Genomic DNA, 26667 nt, shown 5'->3' on the forward strand with positions numbered 1-26667 from the left:
GCTGCGTTTAGTTCCAAGGTATACGGGTTGCTATCCATTCTTGCTTTCTTTATCTTTCCCGCTTACACTAGTTATATAGTATGTTCAAGAAGAAGTATTTGGGATTTTTTGTTTCTGGAATATTGCTTTCCCTGCAGGCCCAGGCCCAGGAAAACTCGGCGTGGGCGGGTATTTTCCAGAAGATAAACACCGAGGTGCAGCAGAACTCTAAAGCCTATAGCTCCCTGAAAACAGCTTCGGAAACCATTGGGCACCGCATGACGGGCTCTGAAAACGGGAAAAAAGCCGAGGAATTTGCCTACAATCTTTTCAAATCTTACGGTTTCTCTGATGTACGCTACCAGCCGTTTGAAGTAGAAAGCTGGAGCCGCGGAAAACTGACCTTACAGGTGGGTCCAGATGCCACGCACCGGCAAAACATTAAATCTGTTTCATTGGCGCATTCACCCGTGAAGGCATCGCTTACCGGCGAGGTAGTAGACATGGGCAACGGCCTGGAAGCCGATTACAGCGCCAAACCCAATGCGGTAAAAGGGAAGATTGCGTTGGTGTACCTGGGCGTATTGCCGGGCTCGCCAGAAGGCACCCGCAGCTTGCACCGTTCAGAGAAAACCGCCTTGGCTATCACCAACGGTGCCAAAGGCATCATCATCATCAATACCGTGCCCCGAGGAACCCTGCTTACCGGGACAGCCTCCGTCACCGGTAAACTGATCCCAATTCCGGCCGTGTGCATTGGCCTGGAAGACGGAATGAAGTTAAAGGAGCAGTTGCAAACCAAGCCGCTTACAGCCAATATAGACATGAGCAACTTCTCGGGCAAAATCAAAGCCCGTAACGTGATTGCCACGCTCAAAGGCTCCTCGCTGCCCAACGAGAAGATTGTCATTGGCGGCCACCTGGACAGCTGGGATTTGGCCAGCGGTGCTATTGACAACGGCATCGGGTCTTTCTCCGTGCTGGACATGGCCCGCACGTTCCAGACGTTGAAACTTCGGCCGAAGCGCACCATTGAGTTTGTCCTATTCATGGGCGAAGAAGAAGGTCTGCTGGGCTCTGAAGCGTACCTGGAAGATGCCCAGAAAAATAAAACCCTGAATCAACTGGCATTCATGCTGAACTATGACATGACCAATGACCCCAAAGGCTACAATGCCAGCCAGGAATCTTGCCGCGAGTTATTCCAGTCCATTGGAGCCATCGCCGCTAAGATTGATACTACGTTCAAGAACAGCTTTACCCCCAGAGCGGGCTTGCACTCAGACCACCAACCGTTCATGCTGCACGGCATCCCTACCGGAGGTTCCTCGGGGGGTAAACTGCCCGCCGGAGCCGGTGATTGCTACCACGCCGACTGCGATTCTTTCTCTCTGGTAAACGAACAAGAGCTAAAGAATACCGTCCGGTTCAGCAGTATGCTTTTATACGGCCTCGCCGATGCCGCTATCATACCCGCCAAGCGCCTGTCTGATGAAGAAACCAAGTCCTTCCTCCTGAAGAACAACCTGAAGGAGCCCTTGAAAATAGCCGGTGAATGGCGCTGGAATGATTAGTTTCTGTTTTGATGGAGTTTTTAGCATTTTAACCTAAAAAGAAGGAGGCTGGCGCATGCGCCAGCCTCCTTCTTTTTTAACGGTATTTCTGCTTCATTCCCCCCGCATTGCCCTTTCCAGTCTTTCCCGGGTGCGCCTCGCTTTTGGCCCTGGAAAGGCTTCAGCTTAGCGCAAAAGACACCTCAGGCCGAAAGGGCAGTGCGCGAGGGAAAGACGAGGCCTCGCTCCCGTGAGCGCATATCAGAAACAATGCAACAACCCAGCACCTGCACCCGCGACACAAGCAGCCAAGCCAAGGGAACAGCGTAAGGCATGCACCTACTTCCACCAAATCATGCAAATACCATTTTCCTCAGAAAAAGCCTTTTCAGGAAATGACCGCAGCTTTCCAGTCATTCGCATTACAATTGATACAATCCTGTTGCGGTGGCAACTGACTTTTCACCAGCAAACCACAGCCCTGACAGGCATACGTATGTGAGGCAGTTTTCTGTTCTTTTAGAAAATCTGGGTCAATATCTGGTATCAAGGGAAGCCCTGGCCGTTCCTCGGTGAACTGCATGATGGTAAAGGAACCATTGGCTTCCATGTAGGCGCGCTGTACTTTGCCTAAATTGAAAATATCTTCGTGCCGGAATTGGGCAAAGAGGCGTTCGCGCGTAATGCGGGTGTGTTCCATGGTATCTAGTTGCAGGGTACCGTCTACCACCAGAATGTCCATGTCATCCATTACGGTTTCCTCAAAACTGGAATCCTGGGTGCTTCGCCAGGCAATGAGCCGTTGAATGCCTACTACTACAATGGCAATGATGGCAATAGGGAGAATTCCGCGCGAAGGGTCCATCAACGCCACTCCATTAGCCGCCGCCAATGACACTAAGGCGGCCATTTCGGTTCTGCTCAGCATGGAAGCCATCCGCTTGCCCATGATCCGCATGGAAAGCATGAGCACCAAATAAATGAAGGCAATCCGGAGCACCATCTCCAGGAGAAAAACCCAAGGCACCTCGCCCAGGACAATGCGCAGCCAATCTGTTATCTGAATATCTTCTGGTTTCATAAATTATTTCTTGATTACTTGGTTGCGGCGGTCCACTCATCGCAGCCGCAGTTAGGGCATTCTTTGCCTTGTACCTGGTTGGCTTCGGCCAGATACCCACAACGGGTGCAGGCCACCAGGTTTTCATCTGTGGGAAAGGAGTCCAACAGGGATTTGTCTTTGAGCGGAATAATGGCCAACCCGGGTTTGGGATTGGGTTCTTTCACAATACTGAACAGACCGTAGCCTTCCATGTACAGGCGTTTTACCTCGCCTAGCTGCTTTATGTTATGGGTTCTCAAAGCCGCAAACACCTGGTCTTTGGACAGACGGGAGTGCTCAAATTGTTCTATCTGCAACACGCCTTCCCTTAAAATAAGGCTGACATCGCCTTGGGCAGCCAGCTCTACCTTCCTGTTCCGGAAAGCCCACAGGTTGAAGCCTCTTTGGAAAACTAAGGCGCAGACAAAGGCCACTACGCCCATCAGAATTCCGCGGTCTGGTAACTGCATGGGTGCCGAGGCGATTCCGCCCAGGGTTACCATTACGGCCAGTTCTGAGATGGTCAATTGCGCGTTCATCCGCTTTCCCATCAAGCGCAGGATTACCAGTAAAACTATATAAATGATAAGCGTACGCAGCAGCACCTCCGCCATAAACTCCCAGGGCGTATTCCCAATCAGGAGACGTTGCCAATCTGGGAAATAGATTTCTTCTTTTTTCATAACCTTTGGCAATACGAGTAGGCAACCAAACATAGTTACCCTGATTCTGAGCGAATTAATACGGTAGCTTCGCCATTTATACTGGGTTTGTCTACATTAAATTGTCGTTAACTTTCAGCTACTTTGCTTGATTTCGGCTTTGTTTCCCTAAACAGAGTCTTAAACACTAAAGCTTTTCATCTGTCTCAGCAGGGGTATTCTCAACCCTACCAGCACAGCAAGCAGCAGTAATTGACATAAAACGTAGCGCGGGTTTATGGATTTTGCTGCCCAACTGCATCTTACAGGTAAAGAATAGAAAAGGCCAGACATCTATGTTTTACTAGTTCAGGAATATCCCTTTATTTAGACCCGCTTACTGACCCGCTGCATGTTTCTAAAACTATTCTCCCGCGCCAAGCCTCCGCAAGACCTGGAACTGATACAGCAGTATCGGGAGACGGGTGATGTAGAGTTGGTAGGACAGTTGTTTGAGCGCTACACAGAAATGGTGTACCTGATTTGCCTGAAGTATCTGAAGAACGAGGACGAAAGCAAAGACGCCACCATGCATATCTTTGAGCAACTGCTCACGGGGCTTCACAAACATGAGATCACCAATTTTAAAAGTTGGCTGCACGTGCTCACCAAGAACCACTGCCTCATGCTGCTGCGGTCCCAGAAAAAGCGCGGCGCTGATTTCATTGATGAAAAAACATTGCCTTTAGTGGAAAAAGCAGCCTTAGAACAGGCAAGTGATACTGCTGACCCAGAACCCGAACTGCAATTATTGAACAAAGGCCTGCATGAACTGAGCCCGGAGCAACGCACCTGCGTGGAGTTGTTCTATCTCCAGAAAAAGAGCTACAAAGAAGTGGCCGAACTGACCGGGTATGAAATTGGACAAGTGAAAAGCCACATCCAGAACGGCAAACGAAACCTTAAAAATTACATAAACAAAAACTATGAGCAGGAATAACCTCCCCGATCACTGGGACGCCCAAGAGCATCCATCGCTGGACATGCTGCGGCAGTACCAAACCGGTGGACTCCCCGCTCCCCTCCACCACCAACTGGAACAGCACCTGACTACCTGTGAAATGTGCTCTGACCTGCTGGAAGGCATGACTCTGGCCCAACCGGCCCGGGTAAAGTTAGCCGTACGCGAAACCCGTGGCCGCCTGAAAAACCTTTTGGCCCAGAAAAAGCGCAAAAGAAGAACCTTCCAGTGGCCTGCCTGGCAGACCGCCGCCGTGCTGCTGGTGCTGTTATTTGCCGTGGCCGAGGTGGTGTACCATCATTACTTCGCCAAACCCGAAAAAGCCCAAACACATAGCATTCAGCATCAAACAACCTGGCAATTAAAGGGAAACGTTAGCAATACCTCTGGCGAGAGAATAGCCGGTGCAACAGTACAGTTGAAAAATGATGCTTCAAAGACTATTACCAATCAAGGTGGCGAATTCAGCTTACCAATGGGCAATGAAAAAGCAGTGATTGTAGTTTCCATGGCAGGATACACACCCCAAGAAGTAGCCGTTCAGAAATCATCTCCTAATGTAGAAGTAGTGTTATCCCAAATGCAGTGATAAAAGCATACCAAAATCACTGCATTCTCATACCATTCTTCTTTTGTCATCCTGCAAAGATTTTGTGAGCGAACTAGAAAAGCCTTGTAGGCAACGCCACTACTATTTGCCCACAAAATCCTTTCAGGATGACAAAAGAGGAAAGAAGATGTAAATATTTCTATCTAATTGCTTCGCAGAACTAAGCAAACGTTTAGGACAGCTTTTCTTAAAAGCAGCCTTAAAACAAGCCTTCCTAAACTTTCATCCTTTAAAAGCGAATCTTCTACCGTTTTCCCGTAGAACTCCCCTACATTTAGAGGCCCATTTTGACAAAACCGGCTGAAAACACAATGGCAGAAGAAAAAACAAAAACCATAAGATGGGGCATTATTGGCTGCGGCGACGTAACCGAAGTAAAAAGCGGGCCCGCCTTTCAGAAAATACCCAATTCCCAACTGGTAGCCGTCATGCGCCGCAACGGGGAGAAAGCCCAGGATTACGCCCAACGGCACGGTGTTCCCAAATGGTATGACAACGCCCAGGCACTCATCCATGACCCCGAGGTAGATGCCGTGTACATTGCCACGCCGCCAGATTCTCACGCGGAGTACACCTTACAGGTAGCCGCCGCGGGCAAACCGGTGTACGTAGAGAAACCCATGGCTTTGGATTACGCGCAGTGCCAGCAGATGATTTCGGCTTGCCAGGAAGCCAACGTACCCTTGTTTGTGGCCTATTACCGCAGGTGCCTGCCGTCTTTCCTGAAGGTAAAAGAACTGGTAAACGCAGGTGCCATTGGCGAGGTAAGATTGGTTAATATTCGGCTGTTTCATCCGGTGCAGGACAAACTTGACGCAAGCGCACTTCCGTGGCGAGTACAGCCCGAAATTGCCGGGGGCGGACTTTTCTATGACCTGGCTCCGCACCAATTAGACTACCTGGATTATCTTTTAGGTCCTATCACTTCCGCTTCCGGGCAGACGGCCAACCAAGCGGACCTGTACCCCGCCGAAGATATTGTGACCGCACAGTTCCGGTTTCAAAATGGCGTGCTGGGCACGGGCATTTGGTGCTTTACCGTGGCTCCAGAGCAATTCAAAGACGAGATTGAAATCATCGGCAGCAAAGGCCGCATCACGTTTCCGTGTTTCGCCCTTGAACCTATCAAATTGGAGACGCAAAGTGGAACCGAAGAATTCTTTCTGCCTCCCCCACCCCACGTGCAGCAACCATTCATCCAGACCATTGTAGAAGAACTAATCGGCCAGGGAACATGCCCCAGCACCGGTGAATCGGGTGCCCGCACCGCCTGGGTGATGGATCAGATAATGGGTCGCTAGTTTTCAGGTTCGTTCCGGGAAATAGCCCTAAAACTGAACCCTCGCTTGCGTCCCGCGAGTGCGGGCTACTTGCGTCCTCTAGCCGCTACTCATCTTGTTTTGAATAAATGGACACAAAGCGGCGGGACGCCGCAGGTAACTCACACTCGCGGGACGCGAGCGAGTAAAATATTTACTTTGAAGGACTACATAGTCTTTAATTGTTCTCAGTTTAAGGGCTGTTTTCTAGAAAACCCGCCTTAAACAGATAAAGGAATTTTTTAGGTTGAAACAAGGTTTGAAAGACAGACAAGTCACCTTTTCTCCAGCGGAAAGATTTCATCACAATCGCGAAGAAAGGTCATCATTCAAGAAGTAACTAATGCTTTCGCTTTTCCGAATATGGAAACCGGGCAACTTATTCTGGAAGGAACATTCTTAAACTTTAATTTTTTGCAATAATTGTTTTATAATTTTTCAATATCTCGCAATTATTGATATCTTGCGCAATCGATTGCACATTCTAGCATTCACAGACATGGTACACAGATTTTTAAAAATCCATCCGAACGACAATGTGCTGGTAGCACTGACGGATTTGAAAAAAGGCGACATCGTGGAATACGACGGTTCGCAGATAGTTCTAGCCGACGATGTTCAGGCTAAGCACAAATTTGCCCAGAGACCTCTCGCCGCTGGTGAGGAGATTCTGATGTATGGCTCTTTGGTGGGCAAAGCTGTGTATGATATTCCGGTGGGCGGCGTTTTGACCACTTCTAACGTGAAACACCAAGTAAACGGCTTCACCGGCAAGACCAAAACCATCGGCTGGCAAGCCCCAGACGTTTCCAAGTGGGCCAACCGCACCTTCATGGGCTATCACCGCGCCGACGGACAGGTGGGTACCGGCAACTACTGGCTGGTCATTCCGTTGGTCTTCTGTGAGAACCGCAACGTAGACATCATCAAACAAGCTTTCTTGGATGAGCTTGGTTTTGGCCAGCGTGACGTGTACAAATCGTATGTGCAGCAGATGGTAGATTTGTACCAGTCCGGTAACACCGAGGCCATTGGTACGCTTACCTTGCAGAAAACCGCAGCCCCGGTGCAGCGTCGTATATTTGAAAACGTAGACGGCATCAAATTCCTGACGCACGAAGGCGGTTGCGGCGGCACCAGACAAGACTCTGACATGCTGTGCGCCCTCTTGGCAGATTACATTCACCACCCTAACGTGGCCGGTGCTACGGTGCTAAGCCTGGGTTGCCAGAACGCACAGGTAAGCATCCTGGAAAACAAACTTAGAGCCCTGAACCCTAACTTCTCTAAACCGCTTATTGTACTGGAGCAGCAGAAAGAAGGCACCGAGGAAGAAATGATGTCTAAAGCCATTCGGCAGACGTTCCTAGGCTTGATTGAAGCCGATAAACAAACCAGACAACCGGCTCCGCTAAGCAAGCTTTCCATTGGTTTGGAGTGCGGCGGCTCAGACGGATTCTCCGGTATTTCCGCTAATCCGGCCATTGGCCATACCTCAGATATTCTGGTGGCGTTGGGCGGCACAACCGTGCTTTCAGAGTTCCCTGAATTGTGCGGCGTAGAGCAGGAACTGATTAACCGCTGTGAAACCGAGGAAGCCGCCGAGCGTTTCGCGTCTTTGATGCGCGCGTACGCTGCCTCGGCTGAGGCCGTAGGTTCTGGTTTTGACATGAACCCCAGCCCGGGTAACATCAGAGACGGTTTGATTACCGATGCCATTAAATCGGCGGGAGCCGCTAAAAAAGGCGGTACTTCTCCTGTGGTAGATGTCCTGGATTACCCAGAATATATCAAAAAACCCGGTTTGAACCTGTTGTGCACCCCTGGTAATGACGTAGAGTGTACCACTGCTTTGGTAGGAGCCGGCACCAACATTGTGCTTTTCACTACCGGTTTAGGTACGCCTACCGGCAACCCGATTGCGCCGGTGATCAAGATTTCTTCTAACACCAAACTGGCCCAACGCATGCCAGACATCATTGACATTGATACTGGGGCAGTTATCTCTGGAGAGAAAACCATTGAAGAAATGGGCGAAGATGTGTTGGATTTCATCATTGAAGTAGCCAGCGGCCGCATTGAGACCAAAGAAAAAACGCTGCACCAAGATGATTTCATTCCGTGGAAACGCGGCGTTTCTTTGTAAGCCATTCAGCAGGAAGTAACGGCTGGCATTCGGCTGTTTTTATAGTAATTTCAAGGCTCTGCCCCTCATCATCGCTTCAGTTTTGCGTAACATCTGAGGCAGAGGTGCAGAGCCTCTTTATTTTATCCAGACAAACTCTATTCCTTAAAATATACCATCCCTATTGTATGAATGATGAACTAGCACTCCCCGTTGGCACTACCCTGGACCGGTTTATTATGAGAAAGCAGGAAGACTTTCCATTTGCATCTGGTGAATTGTCTCAGTTGCTGCGTGATATTGCGCTGGCCGCCAAGATTGTGGGCCGGGAATTAACCCGCGCCGACCAAAACTCACTAGGTGCCATTGGAACGCAGAATGTGCAGGGCGAAGACCAGCAAAAACTGGACGTGATTGCCAACATCAGGTTTATCAGGGCGCTCCGAAACGGCGGCGAGGTGTGTGCTATTGTCTCTGAGGAGGAAGAGGAAATCATTCACACCGGCAACGTCAAAGGCAAGTACATTGTGGCCATGGACCCGCTGGACGGCTCCTCCAACATTGACGTCAACATTCCGGTGGGCACTATCTTCGGGATTTACCGCCGGCTTTCTGACGGCGGGCAGAATGGAACGCTGGAAGACTGCCTGCAAAAAGGCACTGAGCAAGTGGCGGCGGGTTACATTCTTTATGGCGCTTCCATCATGCTGGTGTACACCACCGGCCGGGGCGTGAACGGCTTCACCTATGAACCCTCTTTGGGCGAATTCTTCCTATCGCACCCAGACATCACTATCCCCGCCGACGGCCGACAATACTCCTGCAATGAGTCTAATGTGAGCAACTTCCCGTTGGGTATTCAGAACTACATCGCCTTCTGCAAAGAGCAGAAATACGCCTCCCGCTACATCGGCTCCCTGGTCGCTGACTTCCACCGGAACCTCCTCAAAGGCGGCATTTACTTTTATCCGGGCTCGGCTAAAAATAAAGCCGGTAAACTGCGCCTCCTTTACGAGTGCAACCCTCTAGCTTTCATTGCCGAGCAGGCAGGTGGCAAAGCCACCGATGGCGTGGAACGTATCTTAGACAAAACCCCCACCAGCCTCCATGAACGTTGCCCCCTGGTCATCGGCTCTGCCGAAATGATTGAGAAAGTGAAAAAGTACATGACCTTGTAAGCAGGCTGATTTACTTAAAGTAAAAGAAAAGCGTTTGTGGCCTATTTTTAACAAATCAGCCCACAAACGCTTTTCTTTTGTTTTCAGGTGCTATCCCGTAGGAAAAAGAACACGTTTGGAACGCTATTTGCACAGACACTCGTAGGGAACTTCGGACACCACGAGGTCTTTGGAGTGAGCGGTACTGCTGCTCTTGAACGATGATTCCTATTCATAATTCAGCAGTTACTATGGCGCGGAAGTTACTTCCGTGACTTATTGCAGCCCCATTGTAAGGCACGGAAGTTGCAAACTTCCGGTCATGGTAGGTCCAAGTCACAGACTTGAACCATATTCAAGGTAGAAAGAAATGCTTGTGACCGGCAGGTGTACACATCCCCCTTCGCTCCCTTCAAAGGGGGAGTCTCTGCTTTAGAGGGCAGAAGTCCATTGCTACATTCCCCTTTCCAGTCTTTCCCGAGCGCGCCTCGCTTTTGGCCCCGGAATGCCAAAACTAAGCGCAAAAGGCAACTCAGGCCGAAAGGGCAGCGCGCGAGGGGAAGACGGGGCCTCGCGGCCGTGAGCGCACGGAGGGAAACCTGCAACAACAAAGCATAAGGGCACCGCATTAACCACTCGCCACGCCAGCAACAGGCAAAATGCATGCACTAAAGCATTCACACAATTATAAAACTTCAGAATACTTCTTAGGCTGCAGTGCTACTTTCCAGAACCGGACACTTTGAATCTCGCCGTTAAACCACGACCGTTTATCCATACGGGTACCAATAGACGTTTTGGCCGAGGGTGGAATGGGCAAGTACTCCATCTCGCCGGATAGCTCCAGTTTTCCGTTCACGTAGCCTTTCAGTTGTTTGTCTTTGTAGGTCAAGGTCATGGTGGCCCACTGGTCTACCGGGTGAGTTTTGGTGGAATCGATGAGCGTAAGGGCAGCTTTTTCCGTACGCATGAAAAAATCGGCGTACCATTGGTTGCGGCTGTTCAGGCGAAGTTCCAGGAGAATGCGGCGTTGTCCGGTTGCCGGGTCTTCCAGGTGCAGGAAGCGCTGCTCTACGTTGGCGGGCCAGGCGGCCCTGGGTTTGAAGACAACTTCTAGGGTAAATTCCTCTGCGCCGGCAATGGGGTTATGAGCAACTAACAGTCCATCATCTACCCCATCAAAAGCGATCACCTGCGCTCCATCTTTTACCTCCCTGAACGTGGGGTTTCCCAGCACAGCGGTAGCATGGCCGCCAATGGATGAAAGCGACGTCATTTCCCATGCAGTGGGCTTCACGGTAGCACAGGAAGAAACTACCAGCGCTACAAGGCCACTCAGCAGAAAGGCAGTTTTTCTCATAGGGTGTAGTGGATGCTTTTGGGCTGTTTTCTGGAAAAGCGGATGAAATCGCAAGTAATTAGTGCTCGGAGATCAGGCGTATTCGACTTGTGCCCGATGGGGTTACTGTTTTACCTGCGGTTTCACAATCCTATCGGCTAAGTTCAGCTTTTGGGCTTTCATTTCAGCTAAAACAATTTGGGCCATGGCACGGGCACCTAGTTCGTTGAAGTGGGTATCGTCTATTTTGCCGTTGGGGTAGTTAGGATGCTCACCGGGCTGAAGGTGCACAAACAGCAGTTTAGAAGGCTCGGGTCCGAGTTTTTGCAGAAGTTCCTGGCTTTTACGGTCTAAGTCAAGGAGGGCTACTTTTTGCTTTTTGGCCACAGCACGAACCAGGTTAGAATACACGGCATGGGTTTCCTCAATGGTGCCTGTGGCATTAAACAAGCGGCGGGCGGCGGGCGTGATGAGTACCGGAGTGACCTTCTTTTTTCGGGCCTCTGAGATAAACCGCTCCAGGTTGGCGGTGTAGTCGGCTTCCGTGGTATAGCTTTTTTTGGTGGGCACCTCGTCATTATGCCCGAACTGGATGAACAGGTAATCACCAGCTTTCATGTTGTTAGTTACTGGTTCCCATAGCTTTTCTTCTATAAACGTACGGGTACTGCGGCCGTTTTTAGCGTGGTTTTCCACTTTTACGCTGTTATCAAAGAAGTAGACAAACGGCATGCCCCAGCCTGTCTCAGGATAGGCCTTGGTTTCTTTGATAGACATGGTGGAGTCGCCAATCAGGTATACGGTGATGGGCTGCTGCTCATAAGAGAGAAAAGACATCATTCCCAGACAGGCCAGACTCAGCAGAAGAACGGAGGTAAATTTCATGGGTACTTTAGGAGTGCTTTAGGGCTATTTTACGAAAATCAGGCGTTTAACAGAGCTCGCGTTACCATTCGTTTCGGGCTAGCATGGGCGTGCTTCGTTTGCAGAGTTGCAGGGCCAACCCCCAGGGGTCGCGGAGCATGATGAGGTGCGAGCCATCTTCCAGTTGCTGGTCAGCTACCACCGTGGCGCCGGCCGCACAAAGGCGTTCCCGGTCTTCAGAAGGGTTTTCTGACACAAACGCCAGGTGCACCAGTAACGGATTCATGGTTCGGTACGGCGGAACTTCCTCTGCGGGGTTCAGGTAAATCTCTACCATAACACGCCCGCTGTCATCGGCGAGGAAGGTGGTAAAAGGGGCTTCTTTCTGTTGCCGTATCACGCGCATACCCACGTGTTGCACATACCAGGCCGCCATGGCCACCGGTTCTTCTACGTTAAGGGCGAAGTGCTCTAATTTCATTTGGTGTCTGTTTAATGCGACTGCCAGCTTGCTTCACTAAATCTGGCAAATCATAATACTGCAAAATACCCTGCACTACACTAGAATACGCATCTTTCTGCAGCGGATTGGTTAAAAACTCTTCATAACTGCTGATGGCGTTGCTGATGGTGGCCTGGCTGATGCGGTTGTCTAGGAACGCGGCGTGGGTGACCACCGGACCATAAACGCCATCGGCTTCCAGGTAAACCGGTACGTTTTCCCAGTTCGGCTGGCTTTTCAGGTAATCCAACAATGTGACCAGATCCTGCACCCGTTGGCCCAGCAAAGGCCTTTTCAGATGCAGACTGAGCACGGCGTTCCGGTATTCATCGCTCCAGTACTTGGGGTCGTTCAGTTTGGGGTCATCTTTGGTTTCGCCCATGCCGCGTAGGTCGGCCAGTACCAGCACCGCGCCGGCCTGCATCTGTTTCTGCACCAGCGTATCGTTTTTGGCGAGTGCCTCTTTTCCTTTGCTCTGGTCTGTTAACTTAATCACCATTTTGGTGGGCTTCGCTTTCCCAACGGGCGAATAGATCATGGCAGGCACCGGCAGTTCGCCCTGGCGCATCAGAATTCTTTTCTCCAGTTGGTATCCCTTGCCCTGGCTACTGCCGTTCACCTCGGTAAAAACAGGGTTCGTGTTCAGCCTAAGCCCGATTACTTCTTGCACTTTCGCTTTGAGCACTGCTTCATTTTGCGCCATAAAGGCTTGGCGTTGCGAGGACAGCTGCTGAAACTGCAAACGGTTTAATTCCTGAACAGTAGCTTCTGCGGGGTATGCGGTTGTTACCTGGCCGGTGGTAGTGGCCCATAGTTCCTTCTCTGGCAAGGTACCCAGGTCGCCTTCTTTCACGGGTTTGCCGTCTTGGTAAAGCCATTTCCTGAACCAGGTAACGGCTTCCTCGCGCTTGGGCTGGGAGATGCCGTGCCCGTCTGGCCAGACAAAGAGTTTTACTTTATCGGGTTGCTGCAGGGTGCGGTACACCTTTTTCAGTTCCTCAAAGCCTTTCAGGGTGCCCTGGTGGTCTACAAAATCGTTCTCTCCTGCAAGAATCAAAACGGGTTTCGGCGCAGCCGCGATGATGAAATCTGCCATTTCTAGGCTGCCTTCGTTGGGTAGAAATTGGCAACCGTCCTGACCACCGGGTAGATCAATGTACCGGTCGTATTGCGAAAAATAACTGCACGGCGCGGCCACCTTGATGCGGTCATCATAGGCCAGCAGATAGGCTGTTTGGGTCCCCCCTCCCGAGTTTCCGATGGCCCCTATTCTGGTTTTATCTACTTCCCGCCGAGTTTCCAGATAATCCAGTCCGCGCACATTGTCCCAGAGCATGTAAGCCGCCACACTGGTTCCTACCAGGTTGGCCCCGGCGTTCAAGAGAGTATGTTCAGTAGTGGAGCCTCTGGTCAGGGACTTTCCGGTTTTGTCGGTCATTTGGACGCGCTCGCCCTGGGAGAAAGGATCTATGGAGAGCACCACAAAGCCGTTGGAAGCAAAAAGCCGGGCTGTTTTCTGGTAAGACTCCGTTGCTTTTGCCGTCATTTCGTGCCCGTTCATCAGAATCACCGCCGGAAACGGACCTTTGCCTGACGGCACGTACAAGTTTGTGGTCACGTGGTGGTTAGGCCTACTTTCATACACCACATTCTCTACCGTATAGCCTTTCTGTTTAATTGTTCGGGTGACTTTTGCGTTTAATGGCTGCTTTTGGGGGGAAGTGCCCAAAGTAGCCAAGTATTGCTGTTTCACCTGGGCTTGGTACGCTTGCATGCCTTCGGCGGAAGCCAAAGCTTGGGTTAATTTCTCGCGCCGCTGGTCATAGACGTTGTGCAGGTTTCGCACCAGGTACGCATTGTACACTGTCTGCGCTTTGAACGGTAATACCTGCGCCTGCCCCGCTAGTGCATTTCCTAGCAACAGCGGAAACAGCATTGGTGCAACCGTGTAGGATATATTCCTGAAAAAAGATTTCATCTTTATTGCTCTCTTTTATTTGACTTGGCTAAACAACGGCGAGGCCGTCGGCCGAAGACTGAGTCTTAGGGGTTGGCGTATGGGGTTATTTCTCAAACTTTTTAATGATAAAGCAATTATCATCCTGTGAGAGTGTAAATTCCACAGCCCAATTAAAATCTTCGTCTATAATGGCAAATATCCCATCTCCAGATTGGTCTGCCTTATCATGACTTAAGGAGTGAATTATGAATTTTAACCAGCTCTGTTCAATATTTATGTATCCTATCCCTAAATATTGGTTTACTGCTTGGTCTATCACGTTTATCCTGAACCATAACAACCTTCTAGAGTCGCCTGTACTTCTATACTCAAGTTGTTTTGACTTTAAGAAGCTTGTTATTTCCAGAATCTCATGTGATAATGTTCTAATGCTAATAAGTTCTTTTTTCCTTGGGTCAATAGGGATACTTATTTCCGTATTCTTTTTCCCAATCTTTTCTAAGTCAATGCCAATATCATCTGTTATGTATTCAGAAATAATCTTGTTTTCATAGAATCCTAAATTCATCATTATATATAATTTCAATTATTCTACTCTTATAAAACTTATTCCTTCGCAAAGGCCACCCTTCTTGTGGTTTTCTCATTTTCAGCCTGAACCGAGATGAAGTAAATACCGTCTGGCAGTTTTCTTCCGCCTGCGTTTGTTCCGTTCCAGTTAATGGTATGAGTACCCGAACTCACGGGAGCATCAAGCAACGTTACCACTTTCTTTCCGGTTACATCAGTTACGTTTACCTGTACCAAGCCCCGCTGCTTTGCCAGGAAAGAAAACGAGGTGGAATTTGAAAAAGGGTTCGGAAACGGATTTGTGTTGGCTCCCTGCTGAGACGCAGGCGAACTGGTCAGGTTGCCCGCCTGCACCAGACTGTTCAGGTACTCCTCCAGATTAGTAAAGCCATCTGAGTTCCGGTCCAGATTTCGGTCTGCCGGATTGGCCGGATCTAACTCCTTCTGGATTTCCCATTCATTGGGCATGCCGTCTTTGTCGGTATCGGCGGGGGCCGGAAGGGAGTTCAGCGCAGGCCAGCCGCCTACATCTTTCTGGCTATCAATAATGCCGTTGGTGCTTCCGTTGGAGCCTGGGGCCGTGAAGGTTCTGCTGCGCACATTGTCCACCACACGCAGGTCTACGGCATCCCGTTTCAGAGAAGCCCCGGCTTTGTTCAGCACCTGTTCGTACGCTTCCTGGGCGGTATGTGTGGTCACGTTATTCTGGATGGGGTGCGGAACGTCTATCTTGAGCGCCGCTTTATCTGCGTCTGGCACGGTGCCATAGCTGTTGTGGAATTGATTGTAAACGCCGTATGTCCAGTTATCAGCAGTAGCGCGGGGGCTACCCTCTACAAAGTTGCCCGCAATGAAGAACTTACCCCAGCGGTCATACACCTCGGTGCCCTCTATCTTGTTTTTGTCCAGCGAGACAATACGATCTTTCTTGAGGGTGGCCGGGCCTGGTTTGTAGTAGTTGTTGACAATGTTCACGTTCATGGCCTCGCCGCCGTACATGCTGTTGTTGCCCCAGTTGAACATGACGTTGTTGCGCACATCTACCAGGTCTGTGAAGGCGAAGGCTTTGCCGGCCTCTTCGCCCAAGCGCGGGTTACGGCTGTCATGGTGGGCCAATAAATTGTGGTGGAACGACGCGTTTTTGCCGCCCCAGATGCCGCCGTAGCCGTGCGCGCCTTTGGCATGCGCTGAGTTTCGCAGACTCTCCGAAATAAGACTCCACTGCAAGGTGAAATTCTCATTGGCGTAAAAAGACACGCACTCATCGGTAGACCAGCTCATGGAACAATGGTCTATGATGATGTTTTTGTGAAAACGGCCTCCAAACGCATCTCCCTCCTGCTTTGCCTCGTCTCCCATCCTGAACCTAAGGTACCGGATAATGACATTGTCGGCGTCTACCGTCACCGGATAATTCTTGAGGCAGATGCCGTCGCCGGGGGCGGTTTGCCCGGCAATGGTGAGGTTGGGGTTTTTAATGGTCATACCAGAAGCCAGCGCAATGGTGCCAGATACCCGGAACACCACCGTTCTGGCACCTGTGGCAGTAATGGCTGCCCGTAAACTTCCCGGCCCAGAATCGTTCAGGTTGGTTACTTCTAGGACGGCTCCTCCCCGGCCACCAGTGGTGTATCGCCCAAACCCTTCGGCACCCGGAAAGGCCAACTGCTGTGCCTGGAGGTGACTTCCAATACACCCGAAAAGAACAAATACCAATATCTTTTTAAGCATGTTTGTCTTTCTAAACTTCACTTCATCACTGAAGTTAAAATTCTCAGAAAATATAAAAGAGAGGAAAGATCTTCTCTCCTCTGTTTTAATCAACTGTTAACGGTATTCTGGATTTTGAGTAAACTCTCCTTTGTTGGTAATGATATCCAACTGAGCCTGCGGTATTGGTCTCAGGTTATGGAATTCCTGAATATTGGGAGCTGCATCTGGGTTGAAGGCTCTCACGCGCTCTACCAGTTTACCTGTCCGTTTCAAGTCAAACCAGCGCTGTTGCTCGCCGGCAAATTCACGAGCCCGTTCATCCAGAATGAAGTCAATGTTCAACTGACTTGCCGTAATTTCCATAGCAGCTTCTTTGCCCGGCAGGGCGGCTCTCCTTCTCACGGCATTGATGCTTTGAAGAGCCGTTTCGGTATTACCCAGCATCATATCCGCTTCTGCGGCAATCATGTACATTTCGGCAAGCCGGATCACAAAAGCATCACGTTTGCCTTGCTGTTGAGAGATGGTTAAGCGGGATGGGTCCAGGAACTTCTTCAACGACATATACCGGTCTCTTACCCGCGGTGTACCATTCGCATCATAAGTTCTGCTTCGGTCAATGATGGTGTACGGCTTGGTGTCTTTCACTGAATTTGGCACCACATACTTGGTGGCGTAAATGGCAGTGTCTCCTGCTTTGAAGGTTACCTGCCGCTGGGCACCGGTGGTTGTGGTAACAGTGTAGGTACCAGGTCTGTTAGAATACCAAACTGTTTCAAAGGTAGCGTTGTAACGGGCATCTTTGGTTTCATCAAACAAATCTAACAGTTTGGCAGTAGGCATGTACCGGGCAAACGGACGGCCGTAACGGATGTCTCGCTGCATGCCGGGCAACTGATCATAAGTCATGAGATAGAACAAGTGTGAGTTGTTTCCGCCATCGCGCAAGAGAATGTCATCTGATGAAGAACTGGTTAAGCCGTCAAACTCGCGGTTCAGGATCAGGTCTGCCGTGAAGTTGACAATCCAGATGGCCTCTGTGTTTTTCACGTTGTTGATGTCCCATAAGGCAGCGTATGTTGGCACCAGTTTGAAGCTGTAGTCTGAAATCACCTTTTTAGCCAAGCGGGATGCCTCTGCGTAGTTCTTGCGGTACAGGTACATTCTGGCCATGAAGGCTTCAGCGGCTGGCTTGGTTGCCCGTCCATACTGGCTGGTTGTCACTGGTAAATTAGTGGCGGCAAATTGCAGGTCTTCAAAAATCTGGTTGTAGAACTGCTCCACTGGTGTACGGTTAGCAGTGGTTTGCACCCCAATGGTCTCCGTGGTGGAAAGGTGTACGCCTCCCCAGGTTTCTACAATGTGCCACAGGTAAAACGCCCGCAAGAACCGGGCTTCTCCTTCCCTGATCAACTTGAGGTTGGAGGGCAGCGGCGAAGTAGGCATTCTGGAAATAGCGGCATTAGTCGCGTTCAGAGCGGCGTAAAAGCGAGTCCAGTAAAACGTAACCGCTGAGTTGGCGCCAGACAAATCTGAGTTGTAGAGCGCAATGGGCGGACTTTCCATGCCACTGCCCCGGGTAAAGATGTCAGTACCCAACTCAGACATGGCAATCCCATTTTCTTTGCCGTACCAGAAGCGCATGGGCGTGTACAAAGAGTTCACCAGACTCTCCATGCCTTCCACAGTATTGTAGTACGTGTTGGAGGTGAGGCCAGAAACGTTTTCCTCCTGCAGAAAAGATTCACAGGAAACGGCTGACAGTAAGCTAACCGATAGCAAGCATTTATAAACAAACTTTTTCATAAGGAATCTTCCCGTTCTTAAAATTCTACATTCAGACCAAATACCAACTGTCTAGTCATTGGGAAGCTAAGGGCGCCTCCTCTTTCAGGGTCATACGGTTTGATCTTGCTATATAAAATGAAGTAGTTTTTAGCCGTCATATATGCTCTCAGTCTTGACAGCTTTAGGGTGCTGATAAGAGGCTTTGGAAAATTGTAGGCCAAGGTCAAATCTCTCACTTTGGCAAAAGAACCATCTACATACTGCAGGGTAGAGTAGTACCGGGTACTGGCTCTGCTGGTGCTGGCGTTTGGTCTTGGGTAAGCATTGGTTGGGTTCTCAGGAGTCCAGTAGTCTACCATTGGTCCGTTCTCCAACCCGTCTACTTTATAGGAGTTGGCGGCTTCGCTGGTGATGGTCTGGCCAATACGGGCGAACACCATCACAGACAAATCAAAGTTTTTGTAGCTGAACCGGTTGGTTACGCCAAGTGTCCAGTCAGGAACGTTGTTGCCAATGATCTTGCGGTCTGCCGGAGTAATGATGCCATCACCGTTCTGGTCTTTCACTCTGATGTCTCCTGGTCTCTGCTGGTTTTTCAAAGCGAGTTCTTCTTCGCCTAACTGCCAAATGCCAATTTTCTCGTAGTCAAAATACACACTAATAGGATAGCCCACGTGCAAGCCATTAGACCCAAAGCTCAGGTCTCTTTCAACACCTTCGCCAATGAAACGCACTTGTTCTTTGTTTCTGGCGAAGCTGAAATCTGAGCTCCATCTGAAGCCCTGCGGCTGATCAATGTTGATCGTGTTCAGTTGGAGTTCTACCCCTCTGTTTCTCACCTTGCCCACATTGTCAATTACCCGCTCATAGCCCGACGTAGTAGGCAGCAAGCGCTCCAGCAACAAGTCTTTGGTATCCTGTTGGTACACGTCTAACGTACCCGTTATCCGGTTGTTGAAGAACCCGAAGTCCAATCCAGCATTGGTGGTAGCGGTTGTTTCCCAGCTAAGGTTTGGATTGGGCAGGGCACCCGGATAATAGCCATAGGCTGGAGTTTCTTCCCAGGCGTAGGTAGATCTTCCCAAACCACCCAAGGTCATGTATTCTGGTATTTGGCTGTTTCCAGACAAACCGTAGCTAACTCTAAGTTTCAAATCGGTTACCGGATCTACGTTCTGTAGGAAACTTTCCTCTTTCAGGATCCAGGCTACTGATGCAGACGGGAAGTAATCCCATTTATGTCCTTCTGCTAACACAGAGGCACCATCTGTACGGAGCACACCAGTGAAGAGATATTTATTGAACAGTTTGTAGTTCACCCGGGTAAAGAAAGACGTCATGCTTCTTTCACGAAGGTTACTTTCTAACTGATACGCCGTTTGGGTAGCTCCCAGGTTGTAGAAGAGCAAGGTGGAAGAAAGTACGTTTCTGCCTTGCGCCGCAAACGTCTCACTTCTCTCACCCCAGATACTTGAACCTAGTAAAACAGAGAATTCATGGTTTTCATTAAGGGTTTTGGAGTAGTTGGCGAAATTCTCAAGGGTGTATCTTGAGAAGTTCCCTAGTTCAGCCCGAGCCAGGGAAAGTCCGTTAGCACCCGTGTCAATGGTGTTGGTGGCCGCAAACAAACCATTTCTGTTGTTAGATTGGTCCACCCCAAAACGGGAAGTGATGGTTAAATCTTTGATAGGGTTATAGTCAATAGACAAGTTCCCGAAGAAACGTCTGTTGATATCATTGTTGGTGTAGGCTCCTGCCTGCTCATCTACCAACGGGTTCAAAGAAGAAGCATCTCCTACCGGGAATACGAGGAAATTTCCGTTTTCATCATACGGTCTTCCCAGAGGGCTCAACTTGTTCGCCTGGTTTAAAGGGTCTCGGCGGATGTCTCTGTCTCTTTGGGTGTACATGATGTTCGTGCCCACTTTCAGGTTGTCCAACACCTTGTAGCTAATGTTCATGCGGCCGCTGTACCGTTTTAGCTGGTCCATTTTCAGGAGGCCTTTTTCATCAAAGTACTCGGTGGAAAGGTAGTAGGTCAACTTATCTGTGCCACCTGAAAGGCCTAACTGATAGTTTTGTTGGCTTCCATTGCTAATCAGCTCATCGGCCCAATTGGTCCAGATACCGTTTTTGAAGTTTTCAAACTGGGCAGGAGGTAAAATCTTCTCATCATCAGCGGGGCTGTTCCACTCGCCAACGGTTCTGCGTGCTTCTCTTCTAAGCTGCACCCACTCCGGCCCCGTCATCATGTCTGGGTATCCGTTGGCGCTCTGAATGCCATAGTAAGAATTAAAGGACAATTTGGCTTTGCCGGCGGCACCAGATTTTGTGGTGATTAAGATAACCCCATTTGCTCCCAAAGAGCCGTAAATGGCAGTGGAAGCTGCATCTTTCAGCACCTCCATAGAGGCAATATCATTGGGGTTTACATCTAACGGACCATCATACCGGATGCCGTCTACAATAATCAAGGGACTGTTGCTGGCGTTCACTGATCTGTTTCCGCGCACACTCAGGTTTATGCCGGCTCCGGCCTGGCCGCTGCCTACGGTTAAATCCAAGCCAGGCACTTTCCCCTGCATTACTGAAAGGGCGTTTGTAACAGGAATAGCCGTCAAATCCTCTCCCCTAACGGAGGCCACTGAACCAGTTAAATCAGACTTCTTTACGGTTCCGTAACCAATAACCACTACCTCATCAAATGTTTGTGCGTCTGTGGCCAAGGTAACGTTAACGGTGGTTCTGCCATTGATAGCAACTTCCTGTGCTTTGAAACCAACATAAGAGAAAACCAAGGTTCCAGATTCAGTAGGAATGTTTAAGGAATAATTTCCGCCTACATCTGTAGCACTGGCAACAGAGGTTCCTTTTAAAAGAACAGTTACTCCAATTAATGCCTCTCCTTTATCATCTACCACTTTTCCTTTTACAGTTCTTCCTTGGGCTACAGCCCCCATGATGGTGAGGACCACAAGCGGAATCACCAATAAAAACCTAATTCTTTTAAGTAAAGTACTTCTCATAAATGAATAAATTAAGGTGATGAAATGAACAGTGAATGATTTGAAAACTTACATATGAATCACTTAGCCTCAGACAGCATCTATTTAGCCCACAAAATCTTGGCAGACCAAAAGGCAATCGATTGCACAAGTAACTCAAGAACTCAATTATAGAGGTTAGACTTGTGTGCGTATCAAGTGTACGTTGGAAGAATATTTCACAAAAGGTGTACCCTATTCATTGACAGGGAAACTCTTTGGTGGAGGTAAATAGGTTTTCTTTGAACCAATAAAAAACGAAGAAGCCTAAGTGGTGAATAAGGAAAAGCAGAGAAATGATTGAGGCTCTCTATTACTAATCTAATGCTGGAGAAATACCTTCTTGTTTGTTTCAACTGGTAAGTCTTGATCAAAGAAAATGAAACCAGCAGCAGGAGTAGAACCAAATACATCATATGGAGGATACCTATATACAGTAGTGAACTCTTTAAAATTTAGCCTTGATTTCTTTACCAGCAGAACAACTCAGACTGAGAAGCACTAATATGTCATAAGGAAATGTTCTATCCGTACCTTCTGCACTTTGCCTCCTTCTCTTGTAGAGTGTGCTTGTCTTACTTTCTTAAGACAATCGATTGCACAAGGCTTTCAAAAAAATAGGTCTTAAAAACCTATCTCTTTACCTTTTTCCCTTATAGATTAAAGTTAATTGTATTTTTAATAAAGTACAAGCAACCTATGGCTTAAATTTTATTATTCTCTAAAAAGGGTCCTTCATCGGCTAAATCTCACTATAAAAAGACTTTTGGTCTTACTTGTTAAGAGAGTATGGTAGTGTCTTGTATATGAGAGTTCTAATGAATGGCTCAAATCATTACCTCTCAATGTGCTTACCATTTAGGTTTGTCATCTTTTTGAAAGGGGGTAAAAAGCAAAAGTGTTTCCTCTCTGTTTTCTGGAAAATAGAGGGGAAACACTTTTGCTAGTAAACTAACGCTTTGCTCTTAAGCCTACTTCAATGCCTTCATTCCTTCAAACACCAATCGGGCTACTTCCTGGGCACCGGCGGGCTGGAAATGGGTGTTGTCTTTCTGGCCTTCAGGGTAGTTTGGGTACTTACCCGCCGGAAGGTTCATAAAATAGTTGGCTGAAACATATTCCTGGCCTTTGGCCGAAAACGAATCTATGGAGCGTTGCTGCAAGTCTATCAAAAGTACGTTGAGTTCTTTGGCCACGTCTTTCACCGCCTGTGGGTACTCGCCGTGCACGTTGCCCAACTTGCCATCTTTCCAGGGATAGTTGCGCGTAACAGGCGTGAGTAGTACCGGAATACCGCCCTTCTCGCGGGTTTGATTCACATACAGGCGCAGAAATTCCTTGTAGCCCTGAAGGTTCACGTACCGTTCGGGTTTGTCTACCGCGGCATCATTGTGCCCGAACTGAATCATGACCACATCGTTCTTTTTCAGGTTTTGGTACACCTGCGCCCATCGGCCTTCCTCAAAAAACGTGCGGGTGCTGCGGCCCCCTCGGGCTTTATCCAGGAGCACCACGCTGTCTCCTTTGATGAGGTGTTTCAGTTTGTTTATGCTGTCTTTTGCTAAAAACGGCTTAAAAACTTGTCCCCAGCCCATAACGGGGTAACGTTTGTTCATGTATTCCTCGCCGTCATAGTCTGAGTAGTCTGCCACGGTAGAATCCCCAATCAGATACACGTGTACAATCTTCTTTTTGAAGGGGACAAAGGACATCACCGCTACGCTGCAAACCAGAAAGAAGGCTGCTAGTATTTTCTTGTTCATCTTCAGAAATTAATCTGTGGGTTAGCTATAAAAAAGGACCTGTTTTAGGCCCTCTTTTTAGATTATTGCATAGAAACGGCGGCTTTCCCCAGGTCTTTCCCTTTAGATATTTGAGTAGTGGCGCTAGTGAAGTCCTTGTTATTAAGTTTCACATTTTTGGTTAACGGTCCCATAACTTTCACCGCCGGTTCCTTGGTTTGGTTGAAGGTTAGTCCCTGTACGTTAATGTCTTTGCTGTTGAAAATAGTGAGCGCCGGGCCTTTCTCCGTGATTACCTTCACGTTCTTCAGCGCGATGCCCGAAGCATCTACCGCCGAGATTCCCTTCTTTGCTTTCAGATAAGCGTTTTCAAGGCTCACGTTCTGGAGGTTCATCTCCGGCAGGCCTTGCAGGGCCACCGCTTCATCAGCTCCGGACACGGTAATGTTGCGCATCCAGATGTTTTTGAACGAAGGCGTTTCTTCCGTAACCGGAAGCAATTTCTCTACCCGGGTTTCGGTGCTGGCTTTCTGGTCTTCTTCCAGCACCGGCGAGTTACCGCCGTAGAACAGGTTAAAGCTGATGGCCTGCGTAGGAATGTTGATCATGTCAATGTTGGAAATCCAGATATTCTCCACCACGCCGCCTCTGCCGCGCGTGCTTTTGAAGCGTAACCCGATATCGGTACCCATGAAGGTACAGTTAGATACGTGCACGTTTTTCACGCCGCCGCTCATCTCACTACCCACCACGAAACCGCCGTGCCCGTGGTAGACCACGTTGTTCTTCACGATCACATTCTCCGTAGGCACACCCCGGTCACGACCGTCTTTGTCTTTCCCCGACTTGAAGCAGATGGCATCATCGCCTACGTCAAAGGTATTGTTGTAGACCAGCGCATTTTTGCAGGACTCCAGATCCAAGCCATCGCCGTTCTGCGAATACCAGGGATTGCGCACGTTCAGGTTTCTTAGGATGATGTCCTGGCACATGAGCGGGTGCAGGTTCCAGGCCGGCGAGTTCTGGAAGGTAGGTCCGTCCAGCAATACTGTTTTGCAGTTCACCAGACTCAACAATACTGGGCGTAGATAGTCTTTTACGGCCTCAAATTCCGCTTTGGTTTTGAAGTCAGGCACGTTGAAGTTGTTTCTGGCATCGGCTTTTCTAGAGATTTCCGTAGGATACCAAGTCTTGCCGTCTTCGCTCAGCACGCCGGTTTTGGTGAGCGTCTTCCACTGAGCATCGGTCATTTTGCTTTTCTTCACGGGCCGCCACGCATCGCCGTTTCCGTCAAAAGTCCCGTCACCGGTAATAGCGATGTTCTCCAGGTTATTTCCTGAAATAGGCGACTGACAGCGGTAGGTGTTCAAGCCCTCAAAGCTGGTTTGAATCAAGGGATAGTCGTTGAAATCACGGCTGAAAATCACCATAGAACCAGCCTCGGCGTGCAGGTCAATGTTGCTTTTCAGCACGATTGGCCCGGTAAGCCATAAGCCCCGCGGGATAATCACACGCCCGCCACCCTTCGCGGCCACATCTGCAATGGCTTGCGCAAAGGCCTGGGTGTTTTTAGTAATGCCATCGCCTACGGCGCCGTACTTGGTAATGCTCACGCTGTAGTCAGGGAACTTGGTTTCCTTCACCTTGGGCATGTTGAACTCAATGCCGTCATAAATGGTGGCGTCTACGCTGGCGTTGGAGACATTCACTCCGGCCGTAGTGGCATTTGCTGAGGCTGCACTTGCCGCCGGCGCAGAGGTTTCTCGCTGGCACGAAAACTGGACCGCACTTACCAACCCGAGGGCCAATAGGAATTTGCTGGAAAATACCTTTTTCATACTCATATCTTTACTCTTTAAATTCTGTGTACACCTCCTCAACAACAGGTGCGGGAGGGATTGGTCAAGGATTTTGCTACAGGCGTTTAGGACTCGTTTTCTCTAAAACGAGTCCTAAACGCCTGTTCTGTTACTTGGTGATCCTGAACCAGTCGTAATCGGCGAAGCCGGAGTCATTGGTTTTGTCTTCCCTGATGGCGAACAGCCCCACCCTGGCCCCTATCCACTTGCCCACGGAGGCGGTGAAAGGCGCGCCGGCGTTCCTGAAGCTCTGCCCGTCCTCGGAGTAGCTGAACTGGCACTTGGCGCCTGGGCTCACCTGCACCCGGAACTGCACTTCGTTTCCGGCCAGTTTCCCAAGGACCTGCTCCTTTTCAGGGGTGCCTTTGTCGGCTTTCTGGGCGGTGTTGTAGGTGAGGTACAGGCCGTCTTTCCTGCTCACCACCGACACGAAGCCGTAGTCCAGGCCCATCACCACCAGGCCCGTGCGCTCGTTCTCCAGCTTGGGGTTGGGCGTGAACCTGAGCTTGGTGGTGACGGTGAAGTTCTCGGTTGGGAATTTCTGCAGCAGTAGGTTGGGCACGTCCCAGAGGTTCTTTCCGCCCTCGGGGATCTGGTCGGTGAAGAGGCGCAGGTTGCCTTTGTTGGAGGCGAAGGCCCAGGTGGCCTTGGGGTTGGCGTGCCACTGCCACTGCAGACCCAGCATATGGCTGTTGAACTCGTCCGACTCGGCAGGGGTCACGGTGGGGTAGGTCTTGCCTACGTCCGGCTTTTTGTGGGTGAGCACGGGCTGGCCCTTGCCGTCGCCGTCCTTGTCCTCGCCGATCACCGGCCAGTCGTTCACCCACTTCATGGGTTGCAGGTGCACCACGCGGCCGTAGGCCTCCTTGTCCTGGAAATGGAAGAACCAGTCCTCGCCGGACTTGGTGTCCACCCAGGCCCCTTGGTGCGGACCGTTGATGGGCGTCTGGCCCTGGTCCATCACGATCTTCTCCTCGTAGGGGCCGTACACGTTCTTGGAGCGCAGCACCAGCTGCCAGCCCGTGCTCACCCCGCCCGCCGGGGCGAAGATGTAGTAGTAGCCATTGCGCTTGTAGAACTTGGGGCCTTCCACGGTAGGGTGCGCGTCATGTCCGTCAAAGACCATCACGCCCTCGTCCAGGACCTTGGTGCCCTCGGGGTTCATGCGGTTCACGGTGAGCACGCTCTTGATGCCCGCGCGGCTCCCGGCCCAGCCGTGCACCAGGTAGGCGTTGCCGTCCTCGTCCCACAAAGGGCAGGTGTCAATCAGGCCTTTGCCTTCCAGCACCAGGACCGGGGCATCCCATCTTCCGGCCGGGTTCTTGGTCTTCACCATGTAAATCCCGAAGTCCGGGTCTCCCCAGTAGATGTAGAACTCGCCCTTGTGGTGGCGGATGGCAGGCGCCCACACGCCGTTGCCGTGCTGCGGTTTGGCGAAATGGCCGTACGGCGGCAGGCGGTCCAGGGCATAGCCGATGATCTTCCAGTTGACCATGTCCCTGGAGTGCAGGATCTGCAGGCCCGGGATGGAGCTGAAACTGGAGGAGGTCATGTAGAAATCGTCGCCCACCCTTATCACATCGGGGTCGGAGTAGTCGGCGTCCAGCACGGGGTTCTGGAACGTGCCATCCCCCTTGTCGGAGACCCACACTTTTGACACTTCGTTGGGGGAAACGGCGGGGGAAGAGGAAACTGTGGGGGACGACTTCTCTGTCTGGCAGGCCACCAGGAAAAGTAACCCGGCGGTGTAATATCTGATCTTCATGTTGAATTGTGATT

The 26667-nt window shown here is 50.1% G+C and carries 19 protein-coding genes; 6 read left to right on the forward strand and 13 right to left on the reverse strand.

All coding sequences use genetic code 11. The features are described 5' to 3' along the window. The first annotated feature begins 80 nt into the window (after window positions 1–80). Window positions 81–1553: a M28 family peptidase gene (locus ACY0JR_RS12195; RefSeq protein ID WP_462634372.1), complete on the forward strand. Its 1473-nt coding sequence runs from the start codon at window positions 81–83 to the stop codon at window positions 1551–1553. A 367-nt stretch (window positions 1554–1920) separates the two neighbouring features. Here the strand turns inward: ACY0JR_RS12195 and ACY0JR_RS12200 are convergent, their stop codons facing one another. Together ACY0JR_RS12200 and ACY0JR_RS12205 are read right to left on the reverse strand one after the other, a co-directional pair. Next, window positions 1921–2613, reverse strand: a complete 693-nt coding sequence (locus ACY0JR_RS12200; protein ID WP_462634373.1) for a DUF421 domain-containing protein — start codon at window positions 2611–2613, stop codon at window positions 1921–1923. A gap of 14 nt (window positions 2614–2627) precedes the next feature. After that, window positions 2628–3317, reverse strand: coding sequence for a DUF421 domain-containing protein (locus ACY0JR_RS12205; RefSeq protein ID WP_462634374.1), 690 nt, complete (start codon window positions 3315–3317; stop codon window positions 2628–2630). Between the two features lie 370 nt (window positions 3318–3687). On the opposite strand from ACY0JR_RS12205, the gene ACY0JR_RS12210 reads away from it, so the two are divergent. The 5 genes from ACY0JR_RS12210 to fbp all read left to right on the forward strand — a co-directional run bounded on the left by ACY0JR_RS12210 (window position 3688) and on the right by fbp (window position 9528). Beyond that, complete coding sequence (locus tag ACY0JR_RS12210; protein WP_462634375.1) at window positions 3688–4275, forward strand: RNA polymerase sigma factor; 588 nt, start codon at window positions 3688–3690, stop codon at window positions 4273–4275. Further along, window positions 4262–4885 (forward strand): carboxypeptidase-like regulatory domain-containing protein, encoded by a 624-nt coding sequence (locus tag ACY0JR_RS12215; RefSeq protein ID WP_462634376.1) that lies wholly within the window; start codon window positions 4262–4264, stop codon window positions 4883–4885. The genes ACY0JR_RS12210 and ACY0JR_RS12215 overlap by 14 nt, the downstream gene beginning before the upstream one ends. Before the next feature lie 332 nt (window positions 4886–5217). Continuing rightward, a complete protein-coding gene (locus ACY0JR_RS12220) occupies window positions 5218–6207 on the forward strand; it encodes a Gfo/Idh/MocA family protein (RefSeq protein ID WP_462634377.1) in 990 nt (329 codons plus the stop codon). A gap of 517 nt (window positions 6208–6724) precedes the next feature. Continuing rightward, window positions 6725–8371: a UxaA family hydrolase gene (locus ACY0JR_RS12225; protein ID WP_462634378.1), complete on the forward strand. Its 1647-nt coding sequence runs from the start codon at window positions 6725–6727 to the stop codon at window positions 8369–8371. A gap of 167 nt (window positions 8372–8538) precedes the next feature. Next, the gene (fbp, locus tag ACY0JR_RS12230) at window positions 8539–9528 is read left to right on the forward strand and encodes a class 1 fructose-bisphosphatase (RefSeq protein WP_462634379.1); all 990 of its coding nucleotides are present in this window, start codon (window positions 8539–8541) and stop codon (window positions 9526–9528) included. Between the two features lie 664 nt (window positions 9529–10192). On the opposite strand, the gene ACY0JR_RS12235 is transcribed toward fbp, so the two are convergent. The 11 genes from ACY0JR_RS12235 to ACY0JR_RS12285 form a co-directional block, all read right to left on the reverse strand. Next, on the reverse strand, window positions 10193–10867 hold the full coding sequence (locus ACY0JR_RS12235) for a LamG domain-containing protein (protein WP_462634380.1): 675 nt from the start codon (window positions 10865–10867) through the stop codon (window positions 10193–10195). A gap of 102 nt (window positions 10868–10969) precedes the next feature. After that, window positions 10970–11731: a rhamnogalacturonan acetylesterase gene (locus ACY0JR_RS12240; protein ID WP_462634381.1), complete on the reverse strand. Its 762-nt coding sequence runs from the start codon at window positions 11729–11731 to the stop codon at window positions 10970–10972. Window positions 11732–11792: 61 nt separating this feature from the next. Next, entirely contained in the window at window positions 11793–12191 is a 399-nt protein-coding gene (locus ACY0JR_RS12245; RefSeq protein ID WP_462634382.1) for a VOC family protein, read from the reverse strand. Beyond that, the gene (locus tag ACY0JR_RS12250) at window positions 12166–14190 is read right to left on the reverse strand and encodes an alpha/beta hydrolase family protein (protein WP_462634383.1); all 2025 of its coding nucleotides are present in this window, start codon (window positions 14188–14190) and stop codon (window positions 12166–12168) included. The genes ACY0JR_RS12245 and ACY0JR_RS12250 overlap by 26 nt, the downstream gene beginning before the upstream one ends. A gap of 85 nt (window positions 14191–14275) precedes the next feature. Continuing rightward, window positions 14276–14743 (reverse strand): hypothetical protein, encoded by a 468-nt coding sequence (locus ACY0JR_RS12255; RefSeq protein ID WP_462634384.1) that lies wholly within the window; start codon window positions 14741–14743, stop codon window positions 14276–14278. 35 nt (window positions 14744–14778) lie between these two features. Beyond that, on the reverse strand, window positions 14779–16473 hold the full coding sequence (locus ACY0JR_RS12260; protein ID WP_462634385.1) for a FlgD immunoglobulin-like domain containing protein: 1695 nt from the start codon (window positions 16471–16473) through the stop codon (window positions 14779–14781). 96 nt (window positions 16474–16569) lie between these two features. Further along, window positions 16570–18261 carry a RagB/SusD family nutrient uptake outer membrane protein gene (locus tag ACY0JR_RS12265; RefSeq protein WP_462634386.1) on the reverse strand — a complete coding sequence of 564 codons (1692 nt, stop codon included), beginning with the start codon at window positions 18259–18261 and terminating at the stop codon, window positions 16570–16572. Window positions 18262–18278: 17 nt separating this feature from the next. Beyond that, window positions 18279–21269 carry a SusC/RagA family TonB-linked outer membrane protein gene (locus tag ACY0JR_RS12270; protein ID WP_462634387.1) on the reverse strand — a complete coding sequence of 997 codons (2991 nt, stop codon included), beginning with the start codon at window positions 21267–21269 and terminating at the stop codon, window positions 18279–18281. 989 nt (window positions 21270–22258) lie between these two features. Then, complete coding sequence (locus ACY0JR_RS12275; protein ID WP_462634388.1) at window positions 22259–23050, reverse strand: rhamnogalacturonan acetylesterase; 792 nt, start codon at window positions 23048–23050, stop codon at window positions 22259–22261. Window positions 23051–23112: 62 nt separating this feature from the next. After that, window positions 23113–24873, reverse strand: a complete 1761-nt coding sequence (locus ACY0JR_RS12280; protein WP_462634389.1) for a glycoside hydrolase family 28 protein — start codon at window positions 24871–24873, stop codon at window positions 23113–23115. A 124-nt stretch (window positions 24874–24997) separates the two neighbouring features. Further along, window positions 24998–26653, reverse strand: a complete 1656-nt coding sequence (locus ACY0JR_RS12285) for a glycoside hydrolase family 43 protein (RefSeq protein WP_462634390.1) — start codon at window positions 26651–26653, stop codon at window positions 24998–25000. Between the last annotated feature and the right edge of the window lie 14 nt (window positions 26654–26667).

It is taken from the genome of Rufibacter sp. JT3400010, from assembly GCF_054956755.1.